Raw genomic sequence first — 15,667 nt, 5'->3', positions numbered from 1 at the left:
CCCCCCGATGGTCACCTCCGGCCTGCGCATCGGCACCCCCGCGCTCGCCACCCGCGGCTTCACCGCCGAGGACTTCACCGAGGTCGCCGACGTCATCGCGTCGGCACTGAAGCCGTCCTACGACGCCGAAGACCTCAAGTCCCGGGTCAAGGCACTGGCCGACAAGCACCCGCTGTACCCCGGCCTGAACAAGTAGTTCCCTGGTGGGGGCACCCGATGACGTGTGCCCCCACCCTTTCGCAAGGAGTTCCCGTGGCCATCTCGGTCTTCGACCTGTTCTCGATCGGCATCGGCCCGTCGAGCTCGCACACGGTCGGCCCGATGCGTGCGGCCCGTATGTTCGCCCGCCGTCTGCGCAACGAGGGCCTGCTGCCCGACGTCGCCTCGGTCCGCTCGGAGCTCTACGGCTCCCTGGGCGCGACCGGCCATGGCCACGGCACCCCCAAGGCGGTGCTGCTGGGACTCGAAGGAGCCTCTCCCCGCACGGTCGACGTGGAGGGGGCGGACGAGCGGGTGTCGGCGATCAAGGACGCGGGGCTCCTGAAGCTGCTCGGTGAGCACGAGATCCCGTTCTCCTTCGACGACGACCTCGTCCTGCACCGCCGTAAGACACTCCCGTACCACGCGAACGGCATGACGCTGTGGGCGTACGACGCGGCGGGTGCGGAGCTGCTGTCCAAGACGTACTACTCGGTCGGCGGCGGTTTCGTCGTCGACGAGGACGCGGTCGGCGAGGACCGCATCAAGCTGGACGACACCGTCCTGAAGTACTCCTTCCGCTCCGGCGACGAACTGCTGCGCGTGACCCGGGAGACGGGCCTTTCGATCTCCTCGCTGATGCTGGAGAACGAGCGCGCCTGGCGCACCGAGGAGGAGATCCGCGCGGGCCTGCTGGAGATCTGGCGGGTCATGCAGGCGTGCGTCTCGCGGGGCATGTCACGGGAGGGCATCCTCCCGGGCGGGCTGCGGGTCAAGCGCCGCGCGGCCGTCACGGCACGCCAACTGCGGGCGGAGGGCGATCCGTTGGCGCACTCGATGGAGTGGATCACGCTCTACGCGATGGCGGTGAACGAGGAGAACGCGGCGGGCGGACGGGTCGTCACCGCCCCGACGAACGGCGCTGCCGGCATCATCCCGGCCGTCCTCCACTACTACATCAACTTCGTGCCGGGCGCCGACGAGGACGGCATCGTCCGCTTCATGCTCGCCGCGGGCGCGATCGGCATGCTCTTCAAGGAGAACGCCTCCATCTCCGGCGCCGAGGTCGGCTGCCAGGGCGAGGTCGGCTCCGCCTGCTCGATGGCCGCCGGCGCGCTCGCGGAGGTCCTCGGCGGCTCCCCGGAGCAGGTCGAGAACGCCGCCGAGATCGGCATGGAGCACAACCTGGGTCTCACGTGCGACCCCGTCGGCGGCCTCGTCCAGATCCCCTGCATCGAACGCAACGGCATGGCCGCGGTCAAAGCGGTCACCGCGGCACGGATGGCGATGCGCGGGGACGGCTCGCACAAGGTGTCCCTGGACAAGGTCATCAAGACCATGAAGGAGACCGGCGCGGACATGTCGGTCAAGTACAAGGAGACGGCCCGCGGCGGGCTGGCCGTGAACATCATCGAGTGCTGAGGCGACGGGCCCTGACCCGCACGTTCGCGTCTCTCCGCGCGGCCGGGTGACTGCGGCGCCGTGGCCAGGGGCGCGCCGTCCCGGGTGTGAGCCGTCATGCACTCCCGTGAACCGGGCGACCTCCGTTGTGGCGGCCCTCACCGACCGCCGCCGTACTGTCGACTCGGTTCATGATCCGATCTCTTCAGGCGCTGCTCCTCACCTTGGTGACGGCAGCGGCGGCCATCACACCGGGCTCCGCCGACCCGCCGCATCAACTGCCCGGCGACAGAGGCAACTTTGGCGCCGCCCGAAGCCCCCCCGTACGGGTGCCCGTCGGGGCCGAGCCGAACGGGGTCGACTGCGCTCCGGGTTCCCTCACCAAGCCCGGCTCCCGCCCCTGCCCGGTCAAGACGGCGGCCGGTTTCACCGGCAAGGCCCCCGAGTTCCGCCGTGGCACCTTCGAGATGCGGTCCGGTTCCGTCGTACACATCGTCTGGGCACCGCAGTCGACGGAGGAGTGGTCCGTACAGCCCCTACGGGGCCTCGTTCGCCTGGCCTTCCGCAACTCGGGTGACGCCACTGACGGTTACGCGTACGGCAGCAAGGCGGAGCTGAGCACGCGGCGCGCCATGTCCAGCGTGCACGAGTCCCCGCGTGCGCTGCCTCTGGCGGGCTGGTCCTGGGATCAGAGGACGCGCGTCAGGGCCGGCATGAAGTCGAGCCCGTTCAAGCAGGGGGACTACCGGCGCTGCAAGACCCCTTCCTGGTGCATGACGCGGTACCAGCCCAGTTCGAGTCCGTGCGATTGCAAGGGCTCGCGGGACACCTCGATCCAGTACTACCTCGCACGCGTCGACAACCATGACCGGCGTGACACGTGGTGGCACTGGTGCACCTGCCTCACCGCGAAGCACGGACAGTTGTGCCACAGCGGCAACTCCCACGTGAAGCCGTTGCTGCAAGTCCTGGACGATTCAGGAGAGTTCCGGGGCTGGGTCGGGGTGGAGGCGTCGTTCTCCCCCTACGGCACGGATACCGAGGCGCTGCCGGACCACATGCTGGGAGTGCTGCAGTTCATCGAGTCGGACCCGGCATGAGACCACGTCCGGGGCCACTCGCACGGGTGGCCCCGGACCCATGACCGCCACCGGCATCGGCTACGCGGCCCGGCACGGGGAGGCCCGCAGGACCTGCGTGCGGTCCACGTCGGGGAGCAGGCGTTGCCACTCCTGCGGGCTCGGTGCCGAGGCGGTCCGGCAAGCGCGGCTCAGCGCCCGGTCGGGGTCCAGTGCCCACCAGCGCACCGATCCGAGTTCTCCGACGACGGCCATCCGGTTGCCGTTCGGCGCGAAGTGCAGTGCGCGGATGGCTCCTTGATGGGGCGTCAGAGTGAGGGTCCGACTGTGCCCGGATACGTCCCAGAGTTCCACGGTGCCGTCCTGGGAGCCCACGGCGAGCGTACGGCCGCCGTCGCCGTAGGCGAGGGCGGTCACCGGGGTGGAGAAGAACGCGAAGCGCTGTGGACCCGCGATACCGCCGAGCCGGGCGAACTCGACGACGCAGTCGGCGCCGACGGCCAGTGTCCGGTGATCGGGGCTGAAGGCGAGTGCCCAGACGGTCCCGCCCGCGGCCCAGGTCCGAAGGGGAACGGGGTGGCCGGCGGACATGTTCCATGACCGGATCAGGTTGCTGTAGCCGCCGACGGCCACGAAGGCGTCATCAGGGCTCACGGCCACGCCGTACTGGTAGCGATAGCCGTCCGCTTTCGTGCGTGGGTCGAGGGTGAAAGGTCTGCCGGGGCGTCGTGGGTCCCAGACGCGGAACGCACCGGCGTCGCCCCCGACGGCGACCAACTGTGCGCCACGGGCCAGACCCCGCACCGGGCCCGCCGTCAGGCGCAGCGTGTGGCACCGGCCCGAGCGACGGAATGTGATGGTGTCGCCGCTGCCGACGGCCACGCCGCCAGGGCCGTAGGCCGCCGCCCGGGCTGGTTCGCCGCCGGTGGCGCAGCCGTCGCTGATCCAGCCGGTGGTGTCCCAGAGGGCGATGGTCTGATCGCTGCTGCCACTGGCCAGCCTGCCGTCGAGGGAGAAGGACACGGTGTGGGCCGAGGCGGTGTGGCCGCCCAGTGAGGCGAGCCTGCGACGCGTGCTGATGTCCCACAGCATGACCTGCTGGTCCTCGCCGGCCGAAGCCAGCACCTGCCCGTCCGGGCGGAAGGCGATCCGCCAGACTTCGCCGTGGTGCCCTTCGAGTGCTCCCGCGGGTTTCCAGTCGGACGTGCGCCAGAGCCGGATGACTCCGTCCCGGCCCGCGGCGGCCAACAGGGTGCCGTCCCGGTTGAAGGCGGTGGTGAACAGATTCCTTGTTCCGCCGTCGAGTTCACGCGCGGTAGCGGCGGAGCCGTCGGCCGACCGCCGCCACACCCGAACCTTCCCGTCCTCTCCGGCACCGGCCACCGTCCTGCCGTCGGGGTGGAGAGCCAGCCCCTTGACGGGAGCCGTCGAGGGCAGGGAACCGATCTCCTTGAGCCCGTCGACCAGCCTGACTTCAGCACTCGCCGCCCCGGCCACGGCCACGAGGCTGCCGTCCCTGCTGAACTCCAGCACGCCCAGCGACGCGGAACCGCTGGGCAGTACGGCCGCACTGGCCAGTTGTCGTCCGGACCGGGCGTCCCACAGCCAGAGGGTCCCGCCCAGGCCGATGCCCGCGGCCTTGGTGCCGTCCGGACTGATGGCGGCGGCGTGCACCTTCTCGGGGAGACTGTCGAACACCTGGATGGGCTTGCGGCGGCGGACGTCCCACACCACGACCCGTCCGCTGTTGTCGCTGCCGGCGAGGGTGCGGCCGTCGTCGCTGAGGCTCGCCGACCACAACATGTCCTGGTGCGCGGGAGCGGACAACCGGCCGAGAAATCCCTGGGCCTGTGTGCTGAGCAGCGCCCCCAGGGACTGCGCGGTCCGATCATGCTGGTACGCCGCCGTCGCGAGCAGGGCGGAGACCTCCGGCCGGGCGTCGGCCAGTCGAGCCGCCTCGTTGGACAGCAGCGCGGCCAGCGCCCGGTGCTGCTGGCCCCTGGCCTCGTCCGTGCGCCGCTCGGCCTCATGGGACTTCAGCACCGCGAGCAGTCCGCTCACCAACGCGACGGCCAGGAACACCGCCAGCGCCCCCACCAGCCGTCGCAGCCTGCGGTTGCGGCGGCGCTCGGCCGCGCGCGCGGCCTCCTCGTGCACCCGGCAGGCGTGCAGGAACTCGCGTTCCACCGAGCGCAGGACGGGATGTGCTCCAGCCTGCTCGTCCAGCCAGTCCGAGACAGTGGCGAGCCGGGCCCCGCGTAGCAGCAGGGAGTCGTCCCTGCCCTCCTCGTGCCAGACACGGGCCGCTTCGGTGAGCCGCTGGTGAAGCCTGAGCCGGGCCCGGTCACCGTCGATCCACTCTCGCAGTCGCGGCCAGGCCCACAGCAGCGCCTCGTGGCTGATCTCCACATGGTCGGCGTCGGCCGTCAGCAGACGCGCACGCGTGAAAGCCTCCACGACCGAGGCGACGTCTTCCGCCCGGGCACCCGCAACGCCCGCCGCCGTCAGCTCGATCAGCTCGTCCCGTCCGGACCGGCTGCGGGTGTCGTCCGACCCCTCCCCCACGTGCACCAGGTTCAGCAGCAGCCCGCACGCGATGTCCTGCTGTTGCCGGGGCAGTCGTCCGTGGACCCGCTCGGCCGTCGCGGCGACCGCGCCATGCACACCCCCGGTCCGTTCGTAGCCGTCCACGGTGAGAGTGCCGTCCACACGTTGCTGCCAGGTCGCGCGCAGAGCGTGGGAGAGCAGGGGCAGCGCCGCGGCCTCGCACATCCCGCTGCTGCCGACGGCACCGAGGTCGCGCAGCAGGACCTCCACCAGACCCGGCTGCAACGCGAGCCCCGCGGCGGCGGCCGGCTCGATGATCGCCTGCCGGAGCTCGCCGTGCCCCATCGGACCGAGCGGCAGCGTGCGCGCCCGCAGCGCGGCGAGCAGTGGCGGATGGGCGAGACAGTGACCGTAGAAGTCGGCCCGCAGACCGATGGCGACCGGTAGACCACCGGCCGCCAGCCCGCACAGTTCGCCGATGAACTCGGCGCGCTCGCTCTCCTCCGCGCAGAGTGCGAACAGCTCCTCGAACTGGTCGACGATGACCAGGGAGTACGAGTCCGGTGACAGCCCCTCACCCCAGGCATGCAGCTGCTCCAACGGCCGTGCGGTGGGCGTCAGATACCCCACGGCCGGGGTGCCGGGCCGGCTCTCGGGCAGCGCCCCACGGGCGACCGCCGCGGCCAGCCCCGCCCGGAGCAGCGACGACTTGCCGATCCCGGACGGGCCGATCACCACTGCGGGGTGTCCGGCGGTGCAGGGATCGGCCAGCAGCCCGAGCAGATCGGCGACCGCCCGCTCCCGGCCGAAGAACCAGCGCGCGTCCTCCCTACGAAACGACGTCAGACCGGGATACGGGCACTGCCCGGTACCCGGCCCCACCGCCAGCGCGAGGAGGGCGTGGTCGGCTCCGAGCGCCTGATCGCAGGCCCGGGCGAACGCCTCGCTCGGCCGCTGCAGTCCGCGCTCCAGGCGGCTGAGGTACCCCTTGCCGGTCTTGAGCCTGTCGGCGAGCCCCGCCAAGGACAGTCCCGCGGCCTGGCGCAGCCGACGCAGCTCCGCCCCGAACGTGAGATCGCCGGACGGGACCTCGTCCTCTTCCGAATCCACCGCGCACCCTCCCGACCGCCCAGCGGCACGCACCCACGCTCCGCCCCTGCCCCTTCAACGACGCCCGAACGGAGCAGTGACGCCACCGGGAGAACCGATCACCACGGGTGAAACACCGCAGGTCGTGGCGGGTTTCCAGGTACCCGGACGAGGAGGAAACCGGCAACCCCTTCCGCCCCTGGAGCCCGCGGCCGAAACATCGGTCGCAGCGGGCCGCACGGCCCGACCGGACCACGGCACCGGGCCGTGGCAGCTCCCCACAGGAGGACGACGTGATGCTCTGCAACACCCTCAGGCCCCGCCGGCTACTGGCCACCGCCGCGCTCATGGCAGGACTCGTGACGCCGCTCGCCGCCACGGCACCCGCGACCGCGGCGCCGACCGTCCAGCCGCAGCCGGCCGCGGCCGCGGGCCCCCTGGCCTCGCCGAAGCCGGACTGCGCCGACAACGGCAACGTCAACCCCTGCTACGAGTACCAGACCTGGTTCTGGACCTTCGACGCGTGCAACAGCTACGCGTACTCCCACCCGTACAACCGCAACCGGTACGACCGGCACGTCTGTGCGGTGTTCACCGGCGGCACCACCGTCGGCCTCTGGTTCCACAAGGTCCGCGGCTGACCGAGGGACGGGCGCGGCATCCCACCACGGCGTACAGCCCGGGCCGGTGCCGCGCCCGCTCCCTCGCCGCAGACGGCTCGGTCCTGACTGCCGCGGATCCCCCCGTACATCAACCTCTCCCCAAGGAGCGATCCTTGCGCTTCCGCATCATCACCGCACTCGCCCTCGGCATCACCGCGCTGACCACGGCGCTCGTGGCGACGGGCCCTGCTCGGGCCGCCGAACCCACCGAGGCTGCCGGAAACGGGCGGGCCTGCCTGTTCGTGTCCCCCACCGCCGTGTTCGGCCTGGGCCACGTCGGCTGGGCCGTCATGGACGGATCAGGCCGCTGGTACTCCGGCGCCACCGAGACCAAGAGCTCGAAAGGCTTCGCCGGCAACTGGCTGCGTGGCCCCGAGGACGTCAACAGCATGCTCAAGCACTTCAGCGCCCAACGGCTGAACAACGATCCCTACCAACGCTTTCGGTGCGTCAACACGCCGAACGGCTCCCCCGGTAACGCCGTCGCCAAGTTCCGGCAGCTCATGAGCACCGACTACGCCTGGGCCACCAACAACTGCCTCACCCGCTCGGTAGCCACGTTCAAGGCGTACACCAGCGCCCTCAACGGCCTCGACGACGGGGCGGTCACCGCACCCAACAGCTACTTCAACCGCCACCTGACCGCATGGAGCTGGGAGAACCCGGTGTCCCTGTAGGCCGCTGCCCTCCGGGAAGCCGCTCACCTCTCCCGAGTGGCTTCCCGGAGGGACCGACCAGACCCGCGTTCTCGACCGCCAAGCGTCTCTCAGGCGCGGGCCGGTGACGGAGCGGGATTCCGGTCGAGCCAGTCTCGGAGGCTCTCGTGTCGGAATTGGTAAGCGGTGCCGGCCAGCCGCATCAGCCCGGGCGCTGCGGCAGCCTGCCGCGTATGCACAGGACGAAGACAAGATGGCGACGCCCCGATTCCACGCCCATCGCCGGCTCCGCAATCTCCCCGTCATGGAGCCGCGGCGGATTCTGAGCGCAGGATCTCCACACGCGCGGGGTGATCCCCGTGCCAAGGTGGGATGTGCATCAACTCCTGTCCCACCCATAGCACTTCAGGGAGTCCCCCTATGCTGCGCGGCATAGACGTGAGCGCCCACCAGTCCTCCTCCTACGACACGGACGGCCTCTCCTTCGTCTTCGTCAAGGCGACGGAGGGCCGTACGTACACCAACCCCAGACTGGCCGCCCAGACGAAGACGGCGCGTGACGCCGGGCTGGTCGTCGGCTACTACCACTTCCTCTGGCCCGGCAACCTCACCGCCCAGGCGGAGTACTTCGTGAGCAAGGCGCCGGAGCGGGCGGGCGACCTTCTCGCGGTGGACTGGGAGACGACCGGCGAGGGGACGCACGCGAGCAACGCGGAGAAGGACCGGTTCATCCGGAAGGTGCGGGAGCTGCGGCCGAACAACCGGGTCGTCCTCTACTGCAACCGCAACTTTTGGCTGAACATCGACAAGACTTCCTATGCCGGCGACGCCCTGTGGATCGCCGACTACGTGACGGCCGGCGAACCTCGCATCAAGGCGAAGTGGCTCTTCCACCAGTACACCGACGATCCGGTGGACAAGAACGTCGCGGACTTCGCGAGCAAGGCCGCGCTGCGGGAGTGGGCGGACAGCGCCTGACTCCTGTTTATGCTGCTCGGCATGGGTGGGACAGTCGCTGCGGTCAGCAGCAATGGGACGTATTCGTTCACCAAGCCGAACCGGGAGAGCGTCACGCTGATCGCCGGGCTCGGGGTCGAGGGGGACGTGCATGCCGGGGAGACCGTGAAGCATCGGTTCCGGATGGAGAAGGATCCTTCGCAGCCGAATCTGCGGCAGGTGCACCTCATTCACGAGGAGTTGTTCGAGGAGGTGCGGGAGGCCGGGTTCGAGGTGGGTGCCGGGGAGCTCGGGGAGAACGTGACCACTCGGGGGATCGATCTGCTGGGGCTGCCCGTGGGGACTCGGCTGCGTCTGGGGGCGCGGGCGGTGGTCGAGGTGACCGGGCTGCGGAATCCCTGTGCGCAGATCGACACCTTCCAGAAAGGGCTGATGAAGCAGGTCGTCGGGCGGGACGAGAGCGGCGCGGTGCGCTTCAGGTCCGGGATCATGAGTGTCGTTCTCGAAGGCGGCGTCGTGCGGCCCGGGGATGCCATCAAGGTCGAGCTTCCCGACGGGCCGCACCGGCCGCTGGAGATCGTCTGACGCTGCGCTCAGGCGCGGAACTCCGGCTTGCGCTCCGGGCTCGCCTCCGCCAGCGCCTTCGTGACCGCCTCGGCGCCCTCCTGGAGTCCGTACACCGGAGTGTCCGGCTGCTGGCGCCAGGACTCGTCGAGGCCGCCCGCGTCGACCGTGTCGAAGCCGAGCTCGTCGATGAGGGCGCGGACCTTCGCCTTGGCCGCCGCGTCGTCGCCCGCGACCGGGAGGGCCTGGCGGTCGGGGGTGCCGGCCGGGCGGTGGCGGTCGAGGATGTCCTGGGCGTAGGTGCCGTTGAAGGCCTTGATCACGGGATGGCCGAGGTGCTGTTCCGTCCAGCGGCTCTCCGTGAGGCCCTCGTCCTCGATCGCGGCGATCCGGCCGTCGCGCTGGCGGGGGTAGTAGTTGCCGGTGTCGATGACCGCGGCCCCGTCGGCCGCCTCGGCGAAGAGGCCCGACGGCAGGTCCGGGATCGCCTTGAGCGGGATCGTGACGACGACGACCTCCGCGCCGCGTGCCGCCTCCGCCACCGGGACGGGCGTCGCACCCGTCTCCTTCGCCAGCTCGGTGAGGGTGTGCGGGCCGCGGGAGTTCGCGACGGACACCTCGTGGCCGAGGGCGGTGAGCCTGCGGGTGAGGTTGCCGCCGATGTGTCCCGCGCCGATGATGCCGATCTTCATGACTGACCCTTCAAGTTCGATGCATGTGCATACGTCTGATCAGGGCCAACCCGGGAGGGCCGGGGGGTATTCCGGGTGGCCTCAGATCCGTACGACGATCTTCCCCGTGTGCCGGTTCGACTCCATCAGGCGATGGGCGTCCCGGATCCGGTCCAGCCCGTCGAAGACCTCGGCCACCACGGGCCGGAACCCCCCGTCGGCCAGCCCCGCGTCGAGGAAAGCCGTGGAGCGGCGGCGGCCCCCCGGGGTCGCGGTGAGGGTCATGTTGGCGTACGTGTGGATCGTGAACGGCCAGTTCCAGGGGATCTCGGCGGGGCGGCGGTCCAGCCAGCCGTAGGCCAGGACCCTTCCGCCCTCCGCGAGCGCCTCGGCCAGCGGACGGAAACCGGGTCCGCCGATCGCGTCGAAGATCACCTCGACGCCCCGGCCTCCGGTGAGCCGCCTGGCCTCCTTGGCCACCGTCTCGGCGTCGCCCCCGGAGACGATCACCTCCGCCGCCCCCGCGTCCAGCAGCCCTTGCCGCTTCGCCTCCGTACGCGTCGTCACCAGCGGAATCGCGCCGATGCGCCGTGCGACCTGGATCGCCGCGGTGCCGACCCCGCTGGAGGCGCCCGTGATCAGGACGTGGTCGCCGGGGCGCAGGCCGGCCGTCTCCAGGAGGCCGCCGTACGCCGTGGTGTACGTCAGCCAGGACGCCGCCCCCGTGACGGCGTCCACGGATGCGGGGCGGGACAGCACCGTGCTCCCGGGCAGCACGACCCGCTCCGCGTACACCCCCTGTGCGCTCATCTCGATGCCGGGCCCGGTCATCACCGGGTCGCCTACGGCCAGTTCGGTGACGCCCTCGCCGATCGCCTCGACGACACCGGAGGCCTCGTAGCCGAGGCGGGAGGCGGGGAGGGCGGGCTGGTAGTAGTAGGCGCCCGAACGGAAGAGGGCCTCGGCGCGGTTGAGGCCCAACGCCTCGACGCGCACGGCGACCTGACCGGGGCCCGGCGCGGGCACGGTCACGTCCTCGATCTCCAGTACGTCGGGTCCGCCGATTTCATGAAAGAGCACGGTACGTGCGGTGGTTGACATGGCGTCCACGCTAGGAGCCCGGGGCGAGACGATCCATGTCCATCGGTCTCCCTTTCCTGTCCGTACGTCTCTCCCTCCCAACTCCCGGCTACCGTTGGGGGCATGGACGTACTCAGCGACGCGATCGCCGCGATGCGCGCCGGCCGGCCGCACTCGGGGCGCCGGGACAAGTACGCGCCCTGGGGGATGCGGATCGAGGACTCGGCGGGCGCCGGATTCCATGTGGTGCTGCGGGGGTCCGCCTGGCTGATCCCCGCGGTGGGCGAGCCGGTGGCGCTCGGACCGGGGGACGTGGTGTTCCTGGCGCACGGGCGGGGGTACGTGCTGGCGAGCGCGCTGGACGTGGAGCCGGATGTCGTACGGCTCAACCCGGACGGGAGCGTGCCCGAACCCCCCGCGCCCGCAAGGGAGTCCACGGCGGCCCCGGACACCGTCATGCTGTGCGGCGCCTATTGGCTGGACCGCAGCCGGGCGCATCCCCTGCTGTCCGAGCTGCCGGAGGTGGTGCATCTGCCCGCCAGGGTCGGCACCCACCGGTCGTTGCGGGCGGCGGTGGAGCTGCTGGGCGCGGAACTGGCGGAGCCGCAGCCGGGGTCGGACACCATCGTCTCCTCGCTCCTGGACACCCTGCTGCTCTACATCCTGCGCGCCTGGTGGCAGGGCGAGGCGCGCACCGGCGGGCACCCCACCGGCTGGGCCGCCGCGCTCGCCGACCCCGCGGTGGCGGCGGCACTCCAGGCCATCCACACCGCCCCGGACCGCCCCTGGACGGTGGAGGAACTCGGCGCCCACGGCGGCCTGTCCCGGGCGGCCTTCGCCCGACGGTTCACCGCGCTCGTGGGGCGCCCGCCGCTGACGTATCTGACGTGGTGGCGCATGACGACCGCCGGCCGGCTGCTCCGCGCGGACGACCTCCCCCTGCGCCTGGTCGCCCAACGCGCCGGCTACACCTCGGAGTTCGCCTTCGCCAAGGCCTTCAAGAGGGAGTACGGGGTGGCGCCGGGGCAGTACCGCAGGGAAGCGTCCTAACCCGCGAAGGGGGCGCCCGGCGTCAAAGCCGGGCGCCCCTTACGCGTACGTCACTTGCTCAGGTACGCCCAGAACTCGTCGAAGGACAGCTGCTTGTCGCCGTCGATGTCGCGGGCCTTGATGATCACCTCGGCGACCGACTCGGTGACGTTCCAGTCGCCTTCCTGGGCGAGGGCGGTCTTGAACTCGGCAGCGGTGATGAAGCCGTCACCGTCCGTGTCGATCCGCTCGAAATGCTTGCGTGCCTCGTCGATGTCCGCCACCGATCCGCCCCTTTTTCGTCGTTCCTTGCCGTCTTGCTGACGGAGGTCAGGTTATCCGGCGGTCCGAGCGCGCAGCGCGGCGACCACCCACGCGAACTCCTCCTCGTACGACGGCTGGGGTTCGAGGCCGTTCACGACGGCCGACAGCTCGCGGTAGCGGGCGAGCCGCAGGTTCGTTCCCGCCTCCAGACGCTTGAGCACCTCGGCCCGGTCGGCGTCCCCGAGCAGGCCGGCCAGGAGACCGTCCGCCTCCGGGGCCGCGGGGGCGAGCCCGCGCCGCCGTGCCTCCCCCGCCAGCTGGATGAGCCGGCTCATGAACCACAGCGACGTCCCGGCGGGGACGTCAGGACCCCGGTCCGCGGCGTTGAACTCGATGGCCCTGCGCATGAGCGCCCGGAACTCCGGGTCCTGGATGAGTTCGGCCAGCTCCACCCACGCGTCCACCTGCTCGGGGCTGGGGTCGGCCGGCAGATTGGCCGCCCCGGCGAACCGCAGCCGGGTGCGGATGTCGGGATCCGCCGTGTCGAGCCCCTCGAAGATCTCCGCCATGAAGTCCTCGACGATCCTGCGCCGCTCCGCGGCCGACAGCCGCGCCAGTTTGTTCATCAGAGTCATCTCCTCCGCGGTCGAGCCGCGTCGCGCAACGGTCGACAGCACCGCACGGGTCACCCGCAGCGAAGAGATCTGCGCGTCGAGCGCCACCACGTGCGCCGCCGCGACCTCCGCCACCGTCCGCTCCCCGTCCAGCACCTTGCGCACGTCCACCAGGCCGAGGCCCAGCTCGCGCAGGGTGCGGATCAGTTCGAGGCGGGCGGCGCACTCCGCGTCGTAGAGGCGGTAGCCGCCGTCCGAGCGGGTCACCGGCGCGAGTACGCCCTCGTCGGACCAGTAACGGATGGTCCGGACGGTCAGGCCGGTGGCCCTCGCCAGCTCGCCGATGGTGAGAAGTCCGGTGCCGTCGTCGATCATGTCTGCGAGTCTGGGCCTTCCAGTGGGTGGAGACTCAAGGAGCGGGTGCGGTGGAGACTCTCCGGGACATTCTCGACGCGGCCGCCCTCGGTGTCTTCCCGCCGCCGGACGGCCGGACGACCGTCGTGCCGCAGGCTTCCGCCCGGGACGCGGGCGTGCTCGCCTTCACCGCGCACTCCGTCGTCTTCACGGACGAGGATCCGCGGTGGGTGCACGACACACTGGCGGCCCTGGAGTGCGATCCGCTGGCCGCGACCATGAACCCGGGGTTCCTGGCGGCCTTCATGGCGCGGACGGGGCGGACGGCCGAGACCATCGACGCGATGTTCGTCGGCTCGCCGCTGCCGGGGCGGCCTCCGCTCGCGCTGAGTGAGATCGAGGACGCCGAGCACCCGCGCATCACGTACGCCCGCCGCCGCCGTGACGACGTACGGGCCTGGACGACCGACGGCGGTGTGCTGGTGGCCGGGCGCGGGATCGGCGGCCGGCTGGAGGTCTCGCTGGAGGTGGACGAGGCGGTACGGCACCGAGGGCTGGGGCGCCTGCTCCTGACCGCCGCCCGGCATCTCGTCGAGGAGCCGCTGTGGGCCCAGGTCGCCCCCGGGAACGCCCGCAGCACACGGGCGTTCCAGGCGGCGGGCTATCGTCCCGTCGGCGCGGAGGCGCTGCTGCTCGGCGGACCCGCGGACTCCCCCCTCGTACGGCGGCGTGTCAACTGAACCGGTGTCAGCGGAAGATGCCGGTGTGGCCGAGCGAGTACCGCCCCGGCTGCGGATACACCGCGAGCCCGTGCGGGCCGCTGCCGACCGGGATCCGGGCCAGCTGCCTGCCGGTACGGGTGTCGATGGCGTAGACCTCGGCGTCGTAACGCCCCGACAGCCACAGCACCTTGCCGTCCGCCGAGACACCGCCCATGTCGGGGCTGCCGCCGTCGGGCAGATGCCACTTCCTGGTGACCTTGTCCTGGTCGAAGTCCCAGACGGAGACGGTTCCCTCGCCGCGGTTGGAGACGTACATCTCGCGGGAGTCGCGGCTGACGTACAGACCGTGGCAGCCCTTTCCGGTGGGCAGCAGCTTCGGCTGGTCGAACTTGTCGCCGTCCAGGACCCACATGCCGTCGGCCATCATGTCGGCGACGTAGAAGCGCTTCCCGTCGGGCGAGATCTTCACGTCCTGCGGCATGGCGCCCTTGAAGGGGAGTTTCTGCTGCCCGATCACCTTCATCTTCTCGGTGTCGACCTTGAGCAGTTCGCCGCTGAACTCGCAGGAGACGATGAAGTACTTGCCGTCGCGGGAGAAGTCGGCGTGGTTGACGCCGTAGCAGGTGACCGGTTCGGTCTTGATCCGCTTCATGGTGTGCGGGTCGCGGAAGACGAGTTCGCGGTCGAGTGAGGCCATCACGACGGCGTACTTGCCGTTGGGCGTGAAGTAGAGGTTGTACGGGTCGTGCACCTCGACCGGCTTGCCCGCCTTCCCCGTCCTCGGGTCGATGGGGGTGAGCGTGTGGCCGCGGTTGTTGTTCACCCAGAGGGTCTTCATGTCCCAGGAGGGGACGACGTGTTGGGGCTGGCGTCCGACACGGATCGTCTCGATGATCTTGTACGTCTTCGGGTCGATGACGGAGACCGTGTCGGACTCGGTGTTGGGGACGTAGACCCTGGACGGGAAGTCCTTGACTACCGGGGAGAGCTTGTTCGGCCGGTCGGCGGCGTAGACGTCCTGCGGGTCGAGGACCGGCGGCATGCCCGGCAGTCCCTGGACGGGCTTCTTCTTCGGCGGGGCGGGGACGGCGGCCTTGGTGGTGCCGTGTTCCGAGGGGGCCTGGTCCTTGGTCTCGGTGCCGCAGGCGGCGAGGGCGACGAGGGCGGCGCCCACGGCCAGGGCGTGCTTGACGAGATTCGTGCGCTGCATCAGCTGAACAACTCCGTGGTGGTCACGGCGGCCAGGCCGCGGCGGTCGAGTTCTTCCAGTACGGCGGGGAGGGCGGCGACCGTGTCGGCGTACCCGAAGTGCAGGCTCACCACGGACCCGTTGCGGATCTCGCCGAGGACCTTGCGGGTGACGGCGGGGGCGCCGGGCGAGGTGAAGTCGAGGGCGTCGACGTCGTAGGACAGGACGTGCGGATAGCCGGCGGCACGGGCCAGCCGCTCGACGAGCGGTGTGGCGCGCGCGGCGCGCGAGGGCCGGAACCAGCTGCCGATCGAGCCGGTGAGCCGCCTCAGCCGCTCGGCGCAGCCGTCGATCTCGGCCCGGGCGTCGGCCTCGGACATGTCGTTGATGCCGAGGTGGTGGAAGGTGTGGTTGCCGAGGTCGTGGCCGCCGTCGAGGATCCGGCGGGCGATCCCGGGGTGCTCGTCGAGCCAGGTGCCGACGGCGAGGACGGTGACGCGGGCCCCGGCCCGCTCCGCCTCGTGGAGGAGGGCGCGGGCGGTGGCGGGGTCGCCGTTGCCGTGGAAGGTGAGGGCCACGCGGGGGTGGGTG

General features: G+C 71.0%; 15 protein-coding genes and 1 pseudogene. 9 read left to right on the top strand and 7 right to left on the bottom strand.

What is annotated here, in order from left to right; all coding sequences use genetic code 11:
* From HLK59_RS40615 to HLK59_RS40605, 3 genes and pseudogenes are all read left to right on the top strand, one after another.
* A pseudogene (locus HLK59_RS40615) lies at positions 1-196 on the top strand (serine hydroxymethyltransferase); the annotation flags it as partial.
* Between the two features lie 56 nt (positions 197-252).
* On the top strand, positions 253-1,620 hold the full coding sequence (locus HLK59_RS40610) for an L-serine ammonia-lyase (protein ID WP_171146675.1): 1,368 nt from the start codon (positions 253-255) through the stop codon (positions 1,618-1,620).
* A gap of 170 nt (positions 1,621-1,790) precedes the next feature.
* On the top strand, positions 1,791-2,699 hold the full coding sequence (locus tag HLK59_RS40605; RefSeq protein ID WP_171146674.1) for a hypothetical protein: 909 nt from the start codon (positions 1,791-1,793) through the stop codon (positions 2,697-2,699).
* A 60-nt stretch (positions 2,700-2,759) separates the two neighbouring features.
* Here HLK59_RS40605 and HLK59_RS40600 read toward each other — a convergent pair whose 3' ends face one another.
* Positions 2,760-6,335 carry a helix-turn-helix domain-containing protein gene (locus HLK59_RS40600; RefSeq protein ID WP_171146673.1) on the bottom strand — a complete coding sequence of 1,192 codons (3,576 nt, stop codon included), beginning with the start codon at positions 6,333-6,335 and terminating at the stop codon, positions 2,760-2,762.
* A 272-nt stretch (positions 6,336-6,607) separates the two neighbouring features.
* On the opposite strand from HLK59_RS40600, the gene HLK59_RS40595 reads away from it, so the two are divergent.
* From HLK59_RS40595 to HLK59_RS40580, 4 genes are all read left to right on the top strand, one after another.
* Positions 6,608-6,955, top strand: coding sequence for a hypothetical protein (locus tag HLK59_RS40595; RefSeq protein ID WP_171146672.1), 348 nt, complete (start codon positions 6,608-6,610; stop codon positions 6,953-6,955).
* 134 nt (positions 6,956-7,089) lie between these two features.
* Entirely contained in the window at positions 7,090-7,653 is a 564-nt protein-coding gene (locus HLK59_RS40590) for a hypothetical protein (protein WP_171146671.1), read from the top strand.
* A gap of 399 nt (positions 7,654-8,052) precedes the next feature.
* A complete protein-coding gene (locus HLK59_RS40585; RefSeq protein WP_171146670.1) occupies positions 8,053-8,610 on the top strand; it encodes a glycoside hydrolase family 25 protein in 558 nt (185 codons plus the stop codon).
* Between the two features lie 21 nt (positions 8,611-8,631).
* Positions 8,632-9,174, top strand: coding sequence for an MOSC domain-containing protein (locus HLK59_RS40580; protein ID WP_171146676.1), 543 nt, complete (start codon positions 8,632-8,634; stop codon positions 9,172-9,174).
* A gap of 8 nt (positions 9,175-9,182) precedes the next feature.
* Here the strand turns inward: HLK59_RS40580 and HLK59_RS40575 are convergent, their stop codons facing one another.
* Both HLK59_RS40575 and HLK59_RS40570 read right to left on the bottom strand, forming a co-directional pair.
* Entirely contained in the window at positions 9,183-9,845 is a 663-nt protein-coding gene (locus HLK59_RS40575; RefSeq protein ID WP_171146669.1) for an NAD(P)-binding domain-containing protein, read from the bottom strand.
* An 81-nt stretch (positions 9,846-9,926) separates the two neighbouring features.
* Positions 9,927-10,925 carry a zinc-dependent alcohol dehydrogenase family protein gene (locus tag HLK59_RS40570; protein ID WP_171146668.1) on the bottom strand — a complete coding sequence of 333 codons (999 nt, stop codon included), beginning with the start codon at positions 10,923-10,925 and terminating at the stop codon, positions 9,927-9,929.
* Positions 10,926-11,027: 102 nt separating this feature from the next.
* On the opposite strand from HLK59_RS40570, the gene HLK59_RS40565 reads away from it, so the two are divergent.
* Positions 11,028-11,954 carry an AraC family transcriptional regulator gene (locus HLK59_RS40565; protein ID WP_171146667.1) on the top strand — a complete coding sequence of 309 codons (927 nt, stop codon included), beginning with the start codon at positions 11,028-11,030 and terminating at the stop codon, positions 11,952-11,954.
* A 50-nt stretch (positions 11,955-12,004) separates the two neighbouring features.
* Here the strand turns inward: HLK59_RS40565 and HLK59_RS40560 are convergent, their stop codons facing one another.
* Both HLK59_RS40560 and HLK59_RS40555 read right to left on the bottom strand, forming a co-directional pair.
* Positions 12,005-12,217 (bottom strand): EF-hand domain-containing protein, encoded by a 213-nt coding sequence (locus HLK59_RS40560; protein WP_171146666.1) that lies wholly within the window; start codon positions 12,215-12,217, stop codon positions 12,005-12,007.
* A gap of 51 nt (positions 12,218-12,268) precedes the next feature.
* A complete protein-coding gene (locus HLK59_RS40555; protein ID WP_171146665.1) occupies positions 12,269-13,186 on the bottom strand; it encodes a MerR family transcriptional regulator in 918 nt (305 codons plus the stop codon).
* Positions 13,187-13,236: 50 nt separating this feature from the next.
* Here HLK59_RS40555 and HLK59_RS40550 point away from each other — a divergent pair, with 50 nt between their 5' ends.
* A complete protein-coding gene (locus HLK59_RS40550; protein WP_171146664.1) occupies positions 13,237-13,905 on the top strand; it encodes a GNAT family N-acetyltransferase in 669 nt (222 codons plus the stop codon).
* A gap of 7 nt (positions 13,906-13,912) precedes the next feature.
* Here HLK59_RS40550 and HLK59_RS40545 read toward each other — a convergent pair whose 3' ends face one another.
* Positions 13,913-15,097, bottom strand: a complete 1,185-nt coding sequence (locus tag HLK59_RS40545; RefSeq protein WP_171146663.1) for a hypothetical protein — start codon at positions 15,095-15,097, stop codon at positions 13,913-13,915.
* Positions 15,097-15,667: polysaccharide deacetylase family protein (locus HLK59_RS40540; RefSeq protein WP_171146662.1), on the bottom strand; the 571-nt coding region annotated here is incomplete at its 5' end. The genes HLK59_RS40545 and HLK59_RS40540, both read right to left, overlap by 1 nt.

Origin of the sequence: Streptomyces sp. S3(2020), assembly GCF_013044505.1 — a bacterium.
Lineage (GTDB): Bacteria > Actinomycetota > Actinomycetes > Streptomycetales > Streptomycetaceae > Streptomyces.
Note: the sequence above shows the minus strand (reverse complement) of the source record. Positions and strands in the feature narration are given on the sequence as shown.